Source organism: Streptomyces cylindrosporus, assembly GCF_022698165.1.
In the GTDB taxonomy this organism is placed as follows: Bacteria; Actinomycetota; Actinomycetes; order Streptomycetales; family Streptomycetaceae; genus Streptomyces; species Streptomyces cylindrosporus.
On sequence record NZ_JALDAY010000025.1, the window covers coordinates 40,095 to 58,257 of the forward strand.

An 18,163-nucleotide genomic window follows, 5' to 3' on the forward strand; every position below is an offset into this window, starting at 1 on the left:
CCCTCAGAGCTTCATCAGGCTGGCGTCGTCGACCGAGGCCGAGTGGCGGGAACGGAACAGGGACACGATGATCGCCAGCCCGACCACGACCTCCGCGGCGGCAACGACCATCGTGAAGAACGCGATGATCTGGCCGTCGAGGTTGCCGTGCATCCGGGAGAAGGTGACGAACGCGAGGTTGCAGGCGTTCAGCATCAGCTCGATGCACATGAACACCACGATCGCGTTGCGCCTGATCAGCACGCCGGTGGCGCCGATCGTGAACAACAGGGCCGAGAGATACAGGTAGTTGACCGGGTTCACTTCGACGCCTCCTCCCGCTTGAAGGTGGCCGGTTCGATCTCGGTGCGCTCCAGGCGCTCCTCCGCGCGCTGCTCCAGCGCCTTGAGGTCGTTCAGCGCCTCGGCCGACACGTCACGGATCTGTCCGCGGTCGCGCAGCGTCTTGCTGACGGTGAGCTCGGACGGGGTGCCGTCGGGCAGCAGGCCCGCGATGTCGACCGCGTTGTGCCGCGCGTACACGCCGGGGGCCGGCAGCGGCGGTACGTACTTGCCCTCGCGGACGCGCTGTTCGGACAGCTCGCGCTGCGTCTTGGCGCGCTCGGTGCGCTCGCGGTGGGTGAGCACCATGGCACCGACGGCGGCCGTGATCAGCAGGGCGCCGGTGATTTCGAAGGCGAAGACGTACTTGGTGAAGATGAGGGTGGCGAGGCCCTCCACGTTGCCGTTCGCGTTCGCCGTGGAGAGTCCGTCGAACTCCGTCAGGGACGCGTTGCCGATCCCGGCGAGCAGCAGGATGCCGAAGCCGAGGCCGCAGAGAAGGGCCAGCCAGCGCTGGCCCTTGATGGTCTCCTTCAGCGAGTCCGCGGCCGTCACGCCGACGAGCATCACCACGAAGAGGAACAGCATCATGATCGCGCCGGTGTAGACGACGATCTGCACGATGCCCAGGAAGTAGGCGCCGTTGGCGAGGTAGAAGATCGCCAGGATGATCATGGTGCCGGCGAGCGAGAGCGCGCTGTGCACGGCCCGCTTCATGAAGACGGTGGCCAGGGCGCCGATCACGGCGACGGTGCCGAGGACCCAGAACTGGAAGGCCTCTCCGGTGGAGGTGGAGTAGGCGGCGAGTTCCTGTGCGCTCATCGGCCGATCACCTTCTCCGACGCCGGCTCGTCCTCGCCGAAGGTCGAGGCGGCCTCCTGGACGACCTCGCCCTTGGAGAGGGCCACTTGGCGCTCCGTGCCGGGCGCGGCCTCCGTGACGAGTCCCCGGTAGTAGTCCTGCTCGTCCGTCCCCGGGTACATCGCGTGCGGGCTGTCGACCATGCCGTCTTCCAGGCCCGCGAGCAGCTGCTCCTTGGTGTAGATCAGGTTGGCGCGGCTGCTGTCCGCGAGCTCGAACTCGTTGGTCATCGTGAGCGCGCGTGTGGGGCACGCCTCGATGCACAGGCCGCACAGGATGCAGCGGGCGTAGTTGATCTGGTACACGCGCCCGTACCGCTCGCCCGGCGAGTAGCGCTCCTCGTCCGTGTTGTCCGCGCCCTCCACGTAGATGGCGTCGGCGGGACAGGCCCAGGCGCACAGCTCGCAGCCGACGCACTTCTCCAGGCCGTCCGGATGGCGGTTGAGCTGGTGCCGTCCGTGGAACCGAGGGGCGGTGGTCTTCTGCTGCTCCGGGTACTGCTCGGTCAGCCGCTTCTTGAACATGGCCTTGAAGGTCACGCCGAAGCCGGCGACGGGGTTCATGAAGCCGGGCTTCAGCTGCTCGGTCTCCTTCGGCTCCTCAGCCATCGGACCCCTCCTTTCCATCCGAAGATCCGTCACTGGCAGTATCCGACCCACCACTGACAATCAGCTCCCGCTCACGGCGCGGGCTGCGCCTGGGCACCGCCGCGAGCTGCTGTCCCGGCAGTGGCGGTACGGGGAATCCGCCCGCCATCGGGTCGAACTCGGCGGGCTGCGCGGCGGCTTGCCCGGACTCCTTCGCCTTCTCGCGGAACATGTCGACGACGAAGGACAGGAGCAGCAGGGCGAGGACGGCGCCGCCGATGTAGAGGGCGATGTCGGCGAAGTCGTAGTTCTCGTTCCTCAGCGCCCGCACCGTCGCGACCAGCATCAGCCAGACCACGGAGACCGGGATGAGGACCTTCCAGCCGAGCTTCATCAGCTGGTCGTAGCGGACGCGGGGAAGCGTGCCGCGCAGCCAGATGAAGAAGAACAGCAGCAGCTGGACCTTGATCACGAACCAGAGGAGCGGCCACCAGCCGTGGTTGGCGCCCTCCCAGAAGGTGCTGACCGGCCAGGGGGCGCGCCAGCCGCCGAGGAAGAGCGTGGTGGAGACGGCGGAGACGGTCACCATGTTGACGTACTCGGCGAGCATGAACATCGCGAACTTGATCGACGAGTACTCGGTGTTGAAGCCGCCGACCAGGTCGCCCTCGGACTCCGGCATGTCGAAGGGGGCGCGGTTGGTCTCGCCCACCATGGTGACGATGTAGAGGATGAAGGAGACCGGCAGCAGCAGGATGTACCAGCGGTCGTGCTGCTGCTCGACGATCGTCGAGGTCGACATCGAGCCCGAGTAGAGGAACACCGAGGCGAACGCGGCGCCCATGGCGATCTCGTACGAGATCATCTGCGCGCAGGAGCGGAGGCCGCCGAGCAGCGGGTAGGTGGATCCGGAACTCCAACCCGCCAGCACGATGCCGTAGATGCCGACCGAGGCGACCGCCAGGATGTAGAGCATCGCGATCGGCAGGTCGGTGAGCTGCATCGTGGTGCGGTGGCCGAAGATCGAGATCTCGTTGCCGGCCGGGCCGAAGGGGATCACCGCGATCGCCATGAAGGCCGGGATCGCCGCGACGATCGGTGCGAGGACGTAGACCACCTTGTCCGCGCGCTTGACGATGATGTCTTCCTTGAGCATCAGCTTGATGCCGTCGGCGAGCGACTGGAGCATGCCCCAGGGGCCGTGCCGGTTGGGGCCGATGCGCAGCTGCATCCAGGCGACGACCTTGCGCTCCCAGACGATGGAGAACAGCACGGTCACCATCAGGAAGGCGAAGCAGAACACCGCCTTGACGACGACCAGCCACCAGGGATCGCGGCCGAACATCGAGAGGTCTTCAGCGGCGAGGTACGGGTTCATGCCTCCACCTCCTTCGGGGCCTCGCCGACGAGCGTCGCCGGGCCGATGCGGACGAGTGCGCCGGGCAGCGCCCCGGTGTCGGAGGCGACGCCCCTGCCGACGGAGTTCAGCGGGAGCCAGACCACGCGGTCGGGCATCTCGGTGATCAGCAGCGGGAGTTCGACCGTTCCGGCGGAGCCGGTCACGGCGAGGAGGTCGCCGTCCTTGACGCCCGCCTCGGCGGCCGTCGCGGCCGACACGCGCGCGTGGGCGGCGTGCCGCGTCCCGGCGAGCGCCTCGTCGCCCTCCTGGAGGCGGCCCTGGTCGAGCAGGAGCCGGTGCCCGGCCAGTACGGCCTCCCCGGCGGCGGGCCGGGGCAACTGGCTCCCGCTCTCCAGCGGTTCGGTCGCCCGCGGCCCGTCCCAGGGCCCGAGCCGGTCGATCTCCGCCCGTACGGTCCGCAGGTCCGGCAGACCCAGGTGTACGTCCATGGCGTCGGCCAGCATCTGCAGCACGCGCGCGTCGGTCGGCGCGAGGCGGCGGGTCATCTGGTCGGGCTTGAGCGCGGCGTCGAAGAAGCGCACCCTGCCCTCCCAGTTGAGGAAGGTGCCGGCCTTCTCGGCGACCGCGGCCACCGGCAGGACGACGCTGGCGTGCTCGCTGACCTCGCTGGGCCGCAGCTCCAGCGAGACGACGAAGCCGGCCTCGTGAAGTGCTTCACGCGCGCGTGCCGGGTCCGGCAGGTCGGCGATCTCGACGCCCGCGACCACCAGGGCCTGCAACTCACCGTTGGCGGCGGCCTCGACGATCTGGCTGGTGTCGCGGCCGTAGCGGTGCGGGAGTTCGGCGACGCCCCAGGCGGCGGCGACCTCCTCACGCGCGCGTGGGTCGGTCGCCGGGCGTCCGCCCGGCAGCAGCGACGGCAGCGCGCCCACCTCGACGGCGCCGCGCTCCCCGGCCCGCCGCGGGATCCAGACGAGCTCGGCGCCGGTCGCGGAGGCGGCCCGTACGGCGGCGGTGAGGCCACCGGCGACCGCGGCGAGGCGCTCGCCCACGACGATCACCGCGCCCTCGGCGCGCAGCGCCTCGGCCGCCTCGGCTCCGCCGTCCTCCAGGCCAACGCCGCCGGCCAGCGCGTCCAGCCATTCGGTCTCGGTGCCGGGAGCCGCCGGCAACAGCCTGCCGCCCGCCTTCTCCAGACCCCGCGTCGCGTGCGTGGCCAGCGCGAACACCTTCTGCCCGTGCCCCCGCCAGGCCTTGCGCAGCCTCAGGAAGACGCCGGGCGCCTCCTCCTCGGCCTCGAACCCGACCAGCAGGACCGCGGGCGCCTTCTCCAGGGAGGTGTACGTGACACCCGTACCGTCGAGGTCGCGGCCGCGGCCGGCGACCCGGGCCGCCAGGAAGTCGGCTTCCTCGCTGCCGTGCACGCGCGCGCGGAAGTCGATGTCGTTGGTGTCGAGCGCCACGCGCGCGAACTTGCTGTACGCGTAGGCGTCCTCGACGGTGAGGCGGCCGCCGGTCAGGACGCCGGTGCGGCCGCGCGAGGCGAGCAGGCCCTGGGCCGCGATCTGCAGCGCCTCCGGCCAGGAGGCCGGCTCCAGGTCGCCCTCGGCGTTGCGCACCAGGGGCGTCTCCAGGCGGTCGCGCTGCTGGGCGTACCGGAAGGCGAAGCGGCCCTTGTCGCAGATCCACTCCTCGTTGACCTCGGGGTCGTTGGCCGCGAGGCGGCGCATGACCTTGCCGCGCCGGTGGTCGGTGCGGGTGGCGCAGCCGCCGGAGCAGTGCTCGCACACGCTCGGCGAGGACACCAGGTCGAAGGGGCGGGAGCGGAATCGGTACGCCGCCGAGGTCAGCGCGCCGACGGGGCAGATCTGGATGGTGTTGCCGGAGAAGTACGACTCGAAGGGGTCGCCCTCGCCGGTGCCGACCTGCTGGAGCGCGCCGCGCTCCAGGAGCTCGATCATCGGATCGCCCGCGACCTGGTTGGAGAACCGGGTGCAGCGGGCGCACAGCACGCACCGCTCGCGGTCGAGCAGCACCTGCGTGGAGATCGGGACGGGCTTCTCGTACGTCCGCTTCTTGCCTTCGAAACGGGAGTCGGCCTGACCGTGGGACATGGCCTGGTTCTGCAGGGGGCACTCGCCGCCCTTGTCGCAGACCGGGCAGTCCAGCGGGTGGTTGATGAGCAGCAGCTCCATCACACCGTGCTGGGCCTTCTCGGCGACCGGTGAGGTGAGGTGGGTCTTCACGACCATGCCGTCCGTGCACGTGATGGTGCAGGACGCCATCGGCTTGCGCTGGCCCTCGACCTCGACGATGCACTGGCGGCAGGCGCCGGCCGGGTCGAGCAGCGGGTGGTCGCAGAAGCGGGGGATCTCGATGCCGAGCTGCTCGGCGGCCCGGATGACCAGGGTGCCCTTGGGCACGCTGATCTCGGCGCCGTCGATCGTCAGCGAGACGAGATCCTCCGGCGGGACCGCCGCCTCTCCCCCTCCCGCGGGAGCGTTGGTGGTCACGGTCATGCGTTCACCTCCGGGCGGTCGGCCCAGGCCGTCGACTTCGCCGGGTCGAAGGGGCAGCCCCGGCCGGTGATGTGCTGCTCGTACTCCTCGCGGAAGTACTTGAGCGAGGAGAAGATCGGCGAGGCGGCGCCGTCGCCGAGGGCGCAGAAGGACTTGCCGTTGATGTTGTCGGCGATGTCGTTCAGCTTGTCGAGGTCGGACATGGTGCCCTTGCCGGCCTCGATGTCGCGCAGCAACTGCACGAGCCAGTACGTCCCTTCGCGGCAGGGTGTGCACTTGCCGCAGGACTCGTGGGCGTAGAACTCGGTCCAGCGGGTGACGGCGCGGACCACGCAGGTCGTCTCGTCGAAGCACTGGAGAGCCTTGGTGCCGAGCATGGAACCGGCGGCGCCCACTCCCTCGTAGTCGAGGGGCACGTCGAGGTGCTCGTCGGTGAACATCGGCGTCGAGGAGCCGCCCGGCGTCCAGAACTTCAGGCGGTGTCCGGGGCGCATCCCGCCGCTCATTTCGAGGAGCTGGCGGAGCGTGATGCCGAGCGGGGCCTCGTACTGGCCGGGGCTGGCGACATGGCCGCTGAGCGAGTAGAGCGTGAAGCCCGGGGACTTCTCGCTGCCCATCGACCGGAACCATTCTTTGCCCCGATGCAGAATCGCGGGAACCGACGCGATCGACTCGACGTTGTTCACAACAGTCGGGCACGCATAGAGGCCCGCCACCGCAGGAAAGGGGGGACGGAGCCGCGGTTGACCACGGCGGCCTTCGAGCGAGTCGAGCAGTGCGGTCTCCTCACCGCAGATGTACGCGCCGGCGCCGGCGTGCACGGTGAGTTCGAGATTCAGGCCGCTGCCCAGGATGTTCTCGCCGAGGTAGCCCGCCGCGTAGGCCTCGCGCACGGCCTCGTGCAACCGCCGCAATACGGGGACGACTTCACCACGCAGATAGATGAAGGCATGCGAAGACCTGATGGCATAACACGCGATGACAATGCCCTCGATGAGGCTGTGCGGGTTCGCGAACAGGAGCGGGATGTCCTTGCACGTCCCTGGCTCCGATTCGTCGGCGTTGACAACTAGATAGTGTGGCTTTCCATCACCCTGGGGAATGAACTGCCATTTCATTCCCGTCGGGAATCCCGCGCCACCGCGGCCGCGCAGACCGGAGTCCTTGACGTACGCGATCAGGTCGTCCGGCGACATCGCCAGCGCCTTGCGGAGCCCCTCGTAGCCCTCGTGCCTTCGGTAGACGTCCAGAGTCCAGGACTCGTCCTCGTCCCAGAAGGCCGACAGCACGGGTGCGAGCAGCTTCTCGGGGCTGTTGTTCTTGAGTTCGGGTGCCAAGGTCATCACTCCCCCTCCTCGGCGGCAGGCCCTGCCGGGTGGGCTGGGTCGGAGGCCGACGTGTCCTGCGGCGCATCGTGTGAGCTCAGGTGCTCGGTCGGCGACGGGTCGTGCACTGCCCTGTCCTGCGGCTCGTCCTCGTGCGGGCCGCCGTCCCGCGGATGGACCACGCGCGCGGGTGCGGCCTCTCCCCTTGCCAGGCGAAGGCCCACCAGCGACGCCGGTCCCGCACTGCCGCTCTCCTCGACGGCCCCGGGCCGCTCGTCGGGGAAGCCGGCCAGGATCCGCGCGGTCTCCTTGAACGTGCACAGGCGCGCCCCGCGCGTGGGCTGGACGTCCCGTCCCGCGCGCAGGTCGTCGACGAGGCGCTTGGCGCTGGCCGGGGACTGGTTGTCGAAGAACTCCCAGTTGACCATCACCACCGGCGCGAAGTCGCAGGCCGCGTTGCACTCGATGTGCTCCAGGGTGACCTTGCCGTCCTCGGTGGTCTCACCGTTGCCGACACCGAGGTGCTCCTGGAGCTCCTCGAAGATCGCGTCGCCGCCCATCACCGCGCACAGCGTGTTGGTGCAGACGCCCACCTGGTAGTCACCGCTCGGCTTGCGCCGGTACATCGTGTAGAAGGTCGCGACGGCGGTGACCTCGGCCGTGGTCAGCTCCAGCACGTCCGCGCAGAACTGCATCCCGGTGCGCGTGACATGGCCCTCCTCCGCCTGCACGAGGTGCAGCAACGGCAGGAGCGCGGACCGCGAGTCGGGGTAGCGGGCGATCACCTCGCGCGCGTCCGCCTCCAGGCGGGCTCGGACGTCGTCCGGGTAGGCGGGCGCGGGCAGTTCGGGCATGCCCAGGCTGACGCCAGAGGAACTGGTGGTCACCGGTCGACGCCTCCCATCACGGGGTCGATGGACGCGACGGCGACGATGACGTCGGCGACCTGGCCGCCCTCGCACATCGCCGCCATGGCCTGCAGGTTGGTGAAGGACGGGTCGCGGAAGTGGACCCGGAAGGGGCGGGTGCCGCCGTCGGACACGGCGTGCACGCCGAGTTCGCCCTTGGGTGACTCCACGGCCGCGTACGCCTGGCCCGGCGGGACCCGGAAGCCCTCGGTGACCAGCTTGAAGTGGTGGATCAGGGCCTCCATGGAGGTGCCCATGATCTTCTTGATGTGGTCGAGGGAGTTGCCGAGTCCGTCCGGTCCCAGGGCGAGCTGGGCGGGCCAGGCGATCTTCTTGTCGGCGACCATGACCGGGCCGGGCTGCAGCCGGTCCAGGCACTGCTCGACGATCCTCAGCGACTGCCGCATCTCCTCCAGGCGGATGAGGAAGCGGCCGTAGGAGTCGCAGGTGTCGGCGGTGGGGACGTCGAAGTCGAAGGTCTCGTAGCCGCAGTAGGGCTGCGCCTTGCGCAGGTCGTGCGGCAGGCCGGTGGAGCGCAGGATCGGGCCGGTGGCGCCGAGGGCCATGCAGCCGGCCAGGTCGAGGTAGCCGACGTCCTGCATACGGGCCTTGAAGATGGGGTTCCCGGTGGCGAGCTTGTCGTACTCCGGGAGGTTCTTCTTCATCTTCTTCACGAACTCGCGGATGTGGTCCACCGCGCCGGGCGGCAGGTCCTGCGCGAGTCCGCCGGGGCGGATGTACGCGTGGTTCATCCGGAGGCCCGTGATGAGCTCGTAGATGTCGAGAATCATTTCACGATCACGGAATCCGTAGATCATGATCGTGGTGGCGCCGAGCTCCATGCCGCCGGTGGCGATGCACACCAGGTGCGAGGAGAGCCGGTTGAGCTCCATGAGGAGCACGCGGATGAGGGTGGCGCGGTCGGGGATCTCGTCCTCGATGCCGAGGAGCTTCTCGACGGCGAGACAGTAGGCGGTCTCGTTGAAGAAGGACGTCAGGTAGTCCATGCGCGTCACGAACGTGGTGCCCTGTGTCCACGTGCGGAACTCGAGGTTCTTCTCGATGCCGGTGTGCAGGTAGCCGATGCCGCAGCGGGCCTCGGTGACCGTCTCGCCGTCGATCTCCAGGATCAGGCGGAGCACTCCGTGGGTGGAGGGGTGCTGGGGGCCCATGTTGACGACGATGCGCTCGTCGTCGGCGCGGGCCGCGGACTGGACGATCTCGTCCCAGTCGCCACCGGTGACCGTGTAGACGGTGCCCTCGGTGGTCTCGCGAGGAGAGGCTTGCGAAGTGCTCACGAGTACGACCTCCGCTGGTCCGGAGCCGGGATCTGGGCGCCCTTGTACTCGACGGGGATGCCGCCGAGCGGGTAGTCCTTGCGCTGCGGGTGGCCCTGCCAGTCGTCCGGCATCATGATCCGGGTCAGGGCCGGGTGACCGTCGAAGACGATCCCGAAGAAGTCGTAGGTCTCGCGCTCGTGCCAGTCGTTGGTCGGATACACGGAGACCAGGGACGGGATGTGCGGGTCGGCGTCCGGGGCGCTGACCTCCAGGCGGATCAGCCGGTTGTGGGTGATCGAGCGCAGGTGGTAGACGGCGTGCAGCTCGCGGCCCTTGTCGTGGAGGTAGTGGACTCCGCTAACGCCGGTGCACAGCTCGAAGCGCAGGGCCGGGTCGTCGCGCAGGGTGCGGGCGACGCGCAGCAGGTGCTCGCGCTCGATGTGGAAGGTGAGTTCGCCGCGGTCGACGACCGTCTTCTCGATGGCGTTGTCGGGGAGCAGGCCCTGCTCCTCCAGCGCGCCTTCCAGCTCGTCGGCGACCTCGTCGAACCAGCCGCCGTAGGGGCGGGCCGCCGGTCCCGGGAGGCGGATCGAGCGGACCAGGCCGCCGTAGCCGGAGGTGTCGCCGCCGTTGTTGGCGCCGAACATGCCGCGCTGGACGCGGATCTCCTCGCCGCCCTCGCCGCGCTGGCCGGGGAGGTTGGAGGCGCCGAGGTCCTTCTCGGGGTTGACCCCGTTGGACCCGCCGGCGCCGGTGCCGTTCGCGTCGCTCACCGCAGCAGCCCCTTCATCTCGATCGTGGGCAGGGCCTTGAGCGCCGCTTCCTCGGCCTCGCGGGCGGCCTCCTCGGCGTTCACGCCGAGCTTGGAGGTCTGGATCTTCTGGTGGAGCTTGAGGATGGCGTCCATGAGCATCTCGGGCCGTGGCGGGCAGCCCGGGAGATAGATGTCGACCGGGACGATGTGGTCGACGCCCTGCACGATCGCGTAGTTGTTGAACATGCCGCCCGAGGAGGCGCAGACCCCCATGGAGATCACCCACTTGGGGTTCGGCATCTGGTCGTAGACCTGCCGCAGCACGGGCGCCATCTTCTGGCTGACCCGGCCGGCGACGATCATGAGGTCGGCCTGGCGGGGTGAGCCGCGGAAGACCTCCATGCCGAAGCGGGCCAGGTCGTAGCGTCCGGCGCCCGTGGTCATCATCTCGATGGCGCAGCAGGCCAGGCCGAAGGTGGCCGGGAAGACGGACGCCTTGCGCACCCAGCCCGCGGCCTGCTCGACGGTGGTCAGCAGGAATCCGCTCGGCAGCTTTTCTTCGAGTCCCATGTCGTTAAAGGCCCCTCAGTCCCATTCCAGGCCGCCGCGCCGCCATACGTACGCGTAGGCGACGAAGACGGTGAGCACGAAGAGCAGCATCTCCACGAGCCCGAAGATCCCCAGGGCGTCGAAGGTGACGGCCCAGGGGTAGAGGAAGACGATCTCGATGTCGAAGACGATGAAGAGCATCGCCGTCAGGTAGTACTTGATGGGGAAGCGCCCGCCGCCGGCCGGCGTGGGGGTCGGCTCGATACCGCACTCGTAGGCCTCGAGCTTGGCGCGGTTGTACCGCTTCGGACCGATCAGCGTGGCCATGACCACGGAGAAGATCGCAAAGCCTGCCCCGAGGGCTCCCAGTACGAGGATGGGCGCATAGGCGTTCACCGCTCCTCGCTCCTCTCAGTCGGCACTGACTGCTGGCGATGGCATCGGACTCACACCCGCCTCATACGCCGCTCTAACCTCCGCTCGTCCCAACGAAGATCGAGAACATGTGAAGCAGGTCACAAGCCCAACTGCCTCGCATCTTATGCCCGCCGCTCTGTGATCTGCGACACGGGGTATTGCACAAGCTTTGTGATCTCCACCACCTGACGAAGGATCATGAAGTCGGATGAGCGGTGATCTTCGCACTGGAAGCGTCCGAGTGATCACCAGAGGTGACATTTCCGCTTGTCGGCGCAGTTCGGGAGGGGCGTCTCCATATCAAGAGAGTTCTCTTGCATGCAAATTGGCGCTGGACGGGGCGCCTTGATAGAGGGCCGCATTCACACATCAAGGTGAGAGCCGAGGCGCGATGTGGACGCGTGCACGCGTTCACGAGCACGGCCGGCCGCGACCCCCTCGCGACCCCGCCGCAATGCGCTCGTGATCTACGCGCGTGACGCGAGCGCACCCGTGACCGTTGCGTGACCTCCGCCACATTGATGAGAGGCCTCTGAGAACGGGGCTTGGCCAACCGTCCCAACCGATGGTAGGCGGCGGGCAATTCGGACGTACCGACGAAAGACCGTGATCACGGGCCGGAAGACCGAGGTCCGCAATGTCCGTTACGGCGTCAATAAGGAGCGCCACGCCCGGGATTGGAGGGGCTGATTGAACAAGTGTGGCGCAGCACACGTTTCTTGAAGGTATGGAGGAGCCCCTGATACCGGTTGTTCTCATGTCCCACACCGCTCACATACGCAGCCACCGGAAACCCCGCCGCAGCGCGACGACGAACATCGCCGTGCGTGCCGGAGTTGCCGGTGGCGTTCTCAGCATGGCGGCGGCGGGCGCATCGGCCTCGGCGAGTGCCGCCGAGACGACGCAGACCCTGCAACTGCCCACCCTGACGGCCGATCTGGCCGCTCAGGTCGCCCAGTCCGCGGACGCCACGCAGCAGGCGGCCGCGAACTACGAGCTGCAGGCCGAGCGTGACGCGGCCGCCGCGAAGGCCGCGAAGCAGGCCAAGGCGGACCTCGCGGAGGCGAAGAAGAAGGCGGAGGCCAAGAAGAAGGCCGAGGCCGCCCGCAAGGCAGCGGCCGAGCAGGCCGCCTCCCGCAGCGCCGAGCGGACCACCCTGGCCGCCTCCACGACCTCCAGCGCCTCGACGAGCTCGTCGACGGCCACGGGTTCGGCCGCGGCCGTCATCGCCTTCGTGAAGGCGCAGATCGGCGACGCGTACGTCTCCGGCGGCACCGGCCCCAACTCGTGGGACTGCTCGGGTCTCGTGCAGACCGCCTTCAAGCAGATCGGCATCAGCCTGCCGCGCGTCTCGCAGGACCAGTCGACCGCCGGCACCCAGGTCTCGCTGAGCAACCTTCAGCCGGGCGACATCCTGTACTGGGGAAGCGCGGGCAGCGCGTACCACGTGGCGGTGTACGTCGGCGACGGCATGTTCGTCGGCGCGCAGAACCCGTCGACCGGTGTGGTCGAGAAGCCGCTCTCCTACGACCCGCCGACCGGCGCGGTGCGGGTGCTCTGACCCGGCGCGACACCAGGGAACGACCGAGAACGCACGGAAGGGCCGCAGCCGCTCGGGGGCAGCGGCCCTCCGTCACACCCTCCTCCGTCGAACCCCGGCGGCTATCCCAGGTCGAAGGTGTTGGGCAGGCCCAGCTTGTAGCGGAGCTCGTCGACGCGCTTGAGGGGCTCCATCTCCGGCGGGCGGTACAGCTCCACGATCTCGCAGCGCTCGGCGTCCGAATTGTCCGCGTCGAGCAGGGCGTTGACGGCACGTCGTGCCGACTCGTTGGCGCCTTCCATGGTCGCGAGGTCGACGTCCGTGCGGACGTAGTCGCCGGCGAGGAAGAAGTTCGGGACCGCGGTGCGGGCCGAAGGCCGGTTGTAGAGCGTGCCCGTGGGGTGGATGAGGAGCTGCTCGCGGTTCTGCGGGTCGGGGCCGCCCAGGCCCGTCACGGCGGGGTCCATGAACCAGCCGAGGCGGTCGTCGTCGGAGAGGACCGTCTTCCCGGCGTCGTTGAGCCCGTCCTTGAGCTGAGCCCACAGCTCGGCGACGATCTCGTCCTTGGTGCACTCCTTGGCCGTCTTGCCGTACAGGATGCCGGGCTTGTCCCACTCCGAGATGATCGCGGACAGACAGTCGTGGGCCTGGCCGTCGCCGTAGTCGCGGGAGAAGTCCCGGGCGTCCCAGAACTGGGCCTGCCCGATCCCGGTCACCGCCCAGGGTGAGTCGACGCAGTTGATGTGGCCGTGCACGACGGGGGTGGGCGTGCGCAGGTAGAACATCACGCCGGTCATCCAGTCCGTCCGCAGCGCGTCGCAGCGGGCGAGCTGCGGGTCGGCGGCGCGCAGGGCCGGGCCCCATGTCACGCGCGCGTGCTCGACCGGGAGCGCGGAGACGTAGTGGTCGGCGGTGACGACACGTTCCAGGCCGCCGTCACGCGCGGCGACGCGTACGCCGGTGACCCGGCCGCCCTCGTACAGGACCTCCTTCACCTGGGTTCCGGTGACGAACTCGACGCCCAGGGAGCGCAGGTGGGTCTCCCAGGGGTCGATCCAGGCCTCGCTGGTGGGGGCGTTGAGGACGCGGTCGATGTCGGCGTCGGGTCCGTCCAGGCCTCGGCCGAGCAGGCCCCAGAGGATGAGGGCCTCGATGATGACGCGGCCGACCGTGCGGGTGGACGCCACCTCGGCGCGGGTGGCGACGAGGTTGCGGGTCTGGCCGATGCCGAGGAGCCGCTGGTACTCCTCGCTCATCTCCTCGGCGCGGATGAAGTCCCACCAGGACGTCTTCTCCCACTGGTCCTCGCGGCGGGCGTCGCAGCTGGTGATGTGGACCAGGAGGCGGTCGGCGTAGTAGGCGGCCTCGTGGGCGGGTAGGCGGCCGGCCAGGTCGAGGGCGGCGAGGATCTGGTCGCGGATCCAGGTCGGGGTGATGTCACCGGGGGCGGGCGGGGTGGTGGCCCGGCGCAGGGGGACGTGCAGGTCGGCGCGGCCGGAGCTGCGGGAGAACAGCTCCTCGGTGGCGTTGCGGAGGTTGCCGCGGACGCCGCCCGGGTTTCCGGGGAAGGGGATGCGGCGCATGGTGTCGGGGAGGTTCCGGTAGAAGCCGGGGAAGAAGCGGAAGCCGTGCTCGCCTGGGAGGGGTTTGCGTCCGCCGCTCGCGGTGTCCGGGACGTCCATCGAGCGGGCCTTGCCGCCGAGGACGTCGTAGTACTCGTAGACGGTGACGGCGTAGCCGCGTTCGGCGAGTTCGTGGGCGGCGCTGAGGCCGGAGACTCCGCCGCCGAGGACGGCGACGTGGGTGGCGGCCGGCGCCGCGGACGCCCTGCCGACGCCCCCTAACGCGAGAGCCACTCCCCCGGCGGCCGCTCCCCCGGCCCCGGCGAGAAAGCGTCTGCGGGTGTGGCCGGTGTTCTCCCGCGGCCCGGTGTTCCCCTGCGGAGTGTGCGCGTGTTCTGTTGTCATGAACTCCGGAGGGTAGGGACGGGTTCCGGGGGCCGGAAGGCCGTCGCCCCACTACCCACAGCATCCTCACAACCACTAGGAGACACAGACATGCCCAGCGTGTTCGTACAAGGCAGGCCCGTCGACTCGTATCCGCCGTTCGCGCCCGAGGCGCGGCGCGGGCAGGTGCGGCGCGTCACCGAGGTCGGCGAAGGGGTCCTGCACAAGCCGTGCCGGGACGTCACCGAGTTCGGGCCCGACCTCGCCGCGCTCATCGACGACATGTTCCTGACGATGTACATCGCGGAAGGGGCGGGGCTCGCGGCGAACCAGGTCGGGGTCGGTCTGCGGCTGTTCGTCTACGACTGCCTGGACGACGAGGGGGTCCGGCACGTCGGGCACGTCGTCAACCCGGTCCTCGACAGCCTCGACCCGGCTGGCCGGCGGCTGCTCGACGAGAACGAGGGGTGCCTGTCGGTGCCGGGTGCCGTGATGGACGTACCGCGTCCCGACCGGGCCGTGGTGCGGGGGCTGGACAAGGACGGGGAGCCGCTCGTCATCGAGGGCACCGGCTACTTCGCGCGCTGCCTGGCCCACGAGACGGACCACGTCAACGGCCACGTCTACCTGGACCGGCTCTCCAAGCGCGACCGCAAGGACGCCCTGCGCCAGGTGGCGGACCGGCGCGACGAGGTGTTCGCACGCCGGGCCGCCAACGTCGCGGCGCTGAACGGCTAGCTACGCCTTCGGTGCCACCTTGCTCAGACCGTTGATGATGCGGTCCATCGCGTCGCCGCCCGTCGGGTCGGTGAGGTTGGCGAGCATCTTCAGGGTGAACTTCATCAGGAGCGGGTGGGTCAGACCGCGCTGGGCCGCGATCTTCATGACCTTCGGGTTGCCGATGAGCTTCACGAAGGCGCGGCCCAGTGTGTAGTAACCCCCGTACGTGTCCTTCAGCACCCGCGGGTAACGCTGGAGCGCCATCTCACGCCCCGCGGGGGTCGCGCGGGCGTGGGCCTGGACGATGACGTCGGCGGCGATCTGGCCGGACTCCATGGCGTAGGCGATGCCCTCGCCGTTGAAGGGGTTCACCAGGCCGCCGGCGTCGCCGACGAGCAACAGCCCGCGCGTGTAGTGCGGTTGGCGGTTGAAGGCCATGGGGAGAGCGGCGCCGCGGATCGGTCCTGTCATGTTCTCCGGGGTGTAGCCCCAGTCCGCCGGCATGGACGCGCACCAGGCCTTCAGCACCTCGCGCCAGTCCAGCTCCTTGAAGGAGTCCGAGGTGTTCAGGACGCCGAGGCCGACGTTGGACGTGCCGTCGCCCATGCCGAAGATCCAGCCGTAGCCGGGCAGCAGCCGGTCCTGGGCGCCGCGGCGGTCCCACAGCTCCAGCCAGGACTCCAGGTAGTCGTCGTCGTGGCGCGGGCTGGTGAAGTACGTCCGTACGGCCACGCCCATCGGGCGGTCCTCGCGGCGGTGCAGGCCCATCGCCAGCGACAGCCGCGTGGAGTTGCCGTCGGCGGCGACCACGAGCGGCGCGTGGAAGGTGACCTCGCGCTTCTCCTCGCCGAGCTTCGCGTGCACGCCGGTGATGCGGCCGGTGCGGTCGTCCACGACGGGCGCGCCGACGTTGCAGCGCTCGTACAGCCGCGCCCCCGCCTTCTGGGCCTGCCGGGCGAGCTGCTCGTCGAAGTCGTCGCGCTTGCGGACGAGGCCGTAGTCCGGGTAGGAGGCGAGATCCGGCCAGTCCAGCTGGAGGCGGACGCCGCCGCCGATGATGCGCAGGCCCTTGTTGCGCAGCCAGCCGGCCTCCTCGGAGACGTCGATGCCCATGGCCACGAGCTGCTTGGTCGCGCGCGGGGTGAGTCCGTCGCCGCAGACCTTCTCGCGCGGGAACTCGGTCTTCTCCAGCAGGAGTACGTCGAGTCCGGCCTTGGCGAGGTAGTAGGCGGTGGTGGAGCCGGCTGGCCCCGCGCCGACGACGATCACATCGGCGGTGTTCTCGGAGAGGGGCTCGGTCACGACGGGATCTCCCCAGGCTCGGAATCAAGTTCGGAATCAAGTTCTGAATCCGCGTGCCGACCGGCACTGGACATGGGCAGTCTATTCAGCAGCATTGATCACCCGGCTGAAGGGCTGCCCCGTGAACCGAGCTCTCCCCGTAGTACGGCTGCGCGTCCCCACCGACGAGGACGCGATCGCCTGGCACCGGGTCTTCGACGACCCCGAGGTCATGGAGTTCCACGGCGGCAAGGCCCGGGACCTCTCCGTCTACGAGGAGCTCACCGCCCGCCAGCGCCGGCACGACGCCGAGCGGGGCTTCTGCCTGTGGACGATGGTGGACGACACCGGGCGGGTCATCGGGTTCACGGGCGCCCAGCCCTGGCCGCAGGAGTGGGGCCCGACGGGCGAGATCGAGATCGGCTGGCGGCTGGGCCGGGAGTACTGGGGCAAGGGGTACGCGACCGCGGCCGCGCAGATGACCCTGGAGCGGCTCAGGGCGGCCGGGGTGGAGAGCGTGGTGGCGATGGTGCTGTCCGGCAACGCGCGCTCGATCGCGGTGACCGAGCGGCTGGGCATGCGGCTCGAACACGTCTTCACGGAGCCGAGGTACGGGCAGCAGGCGCACCAGTACCGCCTCGACCTCTGATCGCCGAACAGAGATCACAGAATGTGACCCGGAGTAACCGACTGCTACAGAAAGACACTTGGCGCTTCCGGTCGGCACCCCCGTGCGGTTACTCTGCCAGTACCGCTGGGGGTGACATCTGTGCGAATAACACCCAAAACGCCCGAAGTGCGTGTACCACGGCTCGTCGGTCTGATGGCCATGGACGCGCGCAGGACGGCAGAGGCGACCGGCCTCTTCCTCAACGCGCCGGACCGGCCCGGCCTCCAGTTCCAACAAACGATGGTCGACTACGTCGTACGGCAGTACCCGCAGCCCAACGCCGAGGTGCCCCGGGACTCCGTGATCTACGTGTGGTTCGACTTCGGTGAGGGAGAGGGCGGCGGAGGAGTGCGCGAGCCCCGGCTTCCCCGGCCCTCGGGCGGCGGGCTGCAGCGCGAGATCGACGAGCCGGGGGACGAGCTGACGCTCAGGCCTGCTTGAAGCCTCGGTGCAGGGCCACGACCCCGCCCGTGAGGTTGCGCCACGCCACCTTCGACCAGCCGGCCTTCCGCAGCCGCTCGGCCAGCGCGGGCTGGTCGGGCCAGGCGCGGATGGACTCGGCGAGGTAGACGTACGCGTCGGGGTTGGAGGAGACCGCGCGGGCGACCGGCGGCAGGGCGCGCATCAGGTACTCGGTGTAGACCGTGCGGAAGGGCGCCCAGGTCGGGTGCGAGAACTCGCAGATCACGACCCGTCCGCCCGGCTTGGTCACCCGGTACATCTCGCGCAGGCCCGCGTCGAAGTCCTGCACGTTGCGCAGCCCGAAGGAGATCGTGACGGCGTCGAAGGTGTCGTCCTTGAACGGCAGCTTCGTCGCGTCGCCCGCGGTCAGCGGCAGCCAGGGGTGCTTGCGCTTGCCGACCTGGAGCATGCCGAGCGAGAAGTCGCACGGGACGACGTACGCGCCCGTGCGCGCGAACGGCAGGGACGAGGTCGCCGTACCGGCCGCCAGGTCCAGGATCTTCTGCGCGGGCCGGGCGTCGACCGCCCGGGCCACCTCCCTGCGCCACGCCCGGTCCTGGCCGAGCGACAGGACGTCGTTGGTCAGGTCGTACCGTTCCGCCACGTCGTCGAACATCGAGGCGACTTCGTGCGGCTGCTTGTTCAGGGAGGCGCGGGTCACGCG

The 18,163-nt window shown here is 69.4% G+C and carries 18 protein-coding genes; 4 read left to right on the top strand and 14 right to left on the bottom strand.

What is annotated here, in order from left to right:
* Nucleotides 1–3 precede the first annotated feature (3 nt).
* The 11 genes from nuoK to MQP27_RS50155 are packed head-to-tail and all read right to left on the bottom strand — an operon-like array spanning nt 4 to nt 10,859.
* Entirely contained in the window at nt 4–303 is a 300-nt protein-coding gene (gene nuoK, locus MQP27_RS50105) for an NADH-quinone oxidoreductase subunit NuoK (protein WP_242779136.1), read from the bottom strand.
* Complete coding sequence (locus MQP27_RS50110) at nt 300–1,142, bottom strand: NADH-quinone oxidoreductase subunit J (protein WP_242779139.1); 843 nt, start codon at nt 1,140–1,142, stop codon at nt 300–302. The genes nuoK and MQP27_RS50110 overlap by 4 nt, the downstream gene beginning before the upstream one ends.
* Nucleotides 1,139–1,789: an NADH-quinone oxidoreductase subunit NuoI gene (gene nuoI / locus MQP27_RS50115; protein WP_242779142.1), complete on the bottom strand. Its 651-nt coding sequence runs from the start codon at nt 1,787–1,789 to the stop codon at nt 1,139–1,141. Before nuoI ends, MQP27_RS50110 begins: the two co-directional genes overlap by 4 nt.
* Nucleotides 1,782–3,146 (bottom strand): NADH-quinone oxidoreductase subunit NuoH, encoded by a 1,365-nt coding sequence (gene nuoH, locus MQP27_RS50120; protein ID WP_242779145.1) that lies wholly within the window; start codon nt 3,144–3,146, stop codon nt 1,782–1,784. Before nuoH ends, nuoI begins: the two co-directional genes overlap by 8 nt.
* Nucleotides 3,143–5,647, bottom strand: coding sequence for an NADH-quinone oxidoreductase subunit G (locus tag MQP27_RS50125; protein ID WP_242779148.1), 2,505 nt, complete (start codon nt 5,645–5,647; stop codon nt 3,143–3,145). Before MQP27_RS50125 ends, nuoH begins: the two co-directional genes overlap by 4 nt.
* Nucleotides 5,644–6,990 (bottom strand): NADH-quinone oxidoreductase subunit NuoF, encoded by a 1,347-nt coding sequence (nuoF, locus tag MQP27_RS50130; protein ID WP_278197460.1) that lies wholly within the window; start codon nt 6,988–6,990, stop codon nt 5,644–5,646. Before nuoF ends, MQP27_RS50125 begins: the two co-directional genes overlap by 4 nt.
* A complete protein-coding gene (gene nuoE, locus MQP27_RS50135; RefSeq protein WP_242779154.1) occupies nt 6,990–7,859 on the bottom strand; it encodes an NADH-quinone oxidoreductase subunit NuoE in 870 nt (289 codons plus the stop codon). Before nuoE ends, nuoF begins: the two co-directional genes overlap by 1 nt.
* The gene (locus MQP27_RS50140) at nt 7,856–9,178 is read right to left on the bottom strand and encodes an NADH-quinone oxidoreductase subunit D (RefSeq protein ID WP_242779158.1); all 1,323 of its coding nucleotides are present in this window, start codon (nt 9,176–9,178) and stop codon (nt 7,856–7,858) included. Before MQP27_RS50140 ends, nuoE begins: the two co-directional genes overlap by 4 nt.
* On the bottom strand, nt 9,175–9,933 hold the full coding sequence (locus MQP27_RS50145) for an NADH-quinone oxidoreductase subunit C (RefSeq protein ID WP_242779161.1): 759 nt from the start codon (nt 9,931–9,933) through the stop codon (nt 9,175–9,177). The genes MQP27_RS50140 and MQP27_RS50145 overlap by 4 nt, the downstream gene beginning before the upstream one ends.
* Entirely contained in the window at nt 9,930–10,484 is a 555-nt protein-coding gene (locus MQP27_RS50150; RefSeq protein WP_003998928.1) for a NuoB/complex I 20 kDa subunit family protein, read from the bottom strand. Before MQP27_RS50150 ends, MQP27_RS50145 begins: the two co-directional genes overlap by 4 nt.
* 15 nt (nt 10,485–10,499) lie before the next feature.
* Nucleotides 10,500–10,859 carry an NADH-quinone oxidoreductase subunit A gene (locus tag MQP27_RS50155; protein ID WP_003992243.1) on the bottom strand — a complete coding sequence of 120 codons (360 nt, stop codon included), beginning with the start codon at nt 10,857–10,859 and terminating at the stop codon, nt 10,500–10,502.
* A 778-nt stretch (nt 10,860–11,637) separates the two neighbouring features.
* On the opposite strand from MQP27_RS50155, the gene MQP27_RS50160 reads away from it, so the two are divergent.
* Nucleotides 11,638–12,441 carry a C40 family peptidase gene (locus MQP27_RS50160; RefSeq protein ID WP_242779164.1) on the top strand — a complete coding sequence of 268 codons (804 nt, stop codon included), beginning with the start codon at nt 11,638–11,640 and terminating at the stop codon, nt 12,439–12,441.
* A 101-nt stretch (nt 12,442–12,542) separates the two neighbouring features.
* On the opposite strand, the gene MQP27_RS50165 is transcribed toward MQP27_RS50160, so the two are convergent.
* Nucleotides 12,543–14,387: a hydroxysqualene dehydroxylase gene (locus MQP27_RS50165; RefSeq protein WP_242779167.1), complete on the bottom strand. Its 1,845-nt coding sequence runs from the start codon at nt 14,385–14,387 to the stop codon at nt 12,543–12,545.
* A 90-nt stretch (nt 14,388–14,477) separates the two neighbouring features.
* Between MQP27_RS50165 and def the strand changes: the two genes are divergently transcribed.
* Nucleotides 14,478–15,104, top strand: coding sequence for a peptide deformylase (gene def / locus MQP27_RS50170; protein WP_242779170.1), 627 nt, complete (start codon nt 14,478–14,480; stop codon nt 15,102–15,104).
* Here the strand turns inward: def and MQP27_RS50175 are convergent, their stop codons facing one another.
* Nucleotides 15,105–16,388, bottom strand: a complete 1,284-nt coding sequence (locus MQP27_RS50175; RefSeq protein WP_242779173.1) for a geranylgeranyl reductase family protein — start codon at nt 16,386–16,388, stop codon at nt 15,105–15,107.
* Nucleotides 16,389–16,509: 121 nt separating this feature from the next.
* Here MQP27_RS50175 and MQP27_RS50180 point away from each other — a divergent pair, with 121 nt between their 5' ends.
* Together MQP27_RS50180 and MQP27_RS50185 are read left to right on the top strand one after the other, a co-directional pair.
* Nucleotides 16,510–17,016 carry a GNAT family N-acetyltransferase gene (locus MQP27_RS50180; RefSeq protein ID WP_242779176.1) on the top strand — a complete coding sequence of 169 codons (507 nt, stop codon included), beginning with the start codon at nt 16,510–16,512 and terminating at the stop codon, nt 17,014–17,016.
* Nucleotides 17,017–17,163: 147 nt separating this feature from the next.
* Nucleotides 17,164–17,478: a PASTA domain-containing protein gene (locus MQP27_RS50185; RefSeq protein ID WP_242779179.1), complete on the top strand. Its 315-nt coding sequence runs from the start codon at nt 17,164–17,166 to the stop codon at nt 17,476–17,478.
* On the opposite strand, the gene MQP27_RS50190 is transcribed toward MQP27_RS50185, so the two are convergent.
* Nucleotides 17,465–18,160 carry a demethylmenaquinone methyltransferase gene (locus MQP27_RS50190; protein WP_242779181.1) on the bottom strand — a complete coding sequence of 232 codons (696 nt, stop codon included), beginning with the start codon at nt 18,158–18,160 and terminating at the stop codon, nt 17,465–17,467. The two genes, MQP27_RS50185 and MQP27_RS50190, sit on opposite strands and share 14 nt — an antisense overlap.
* Nucleotides 18,161–18,163 lie beyond the last annotated feature (3 nt).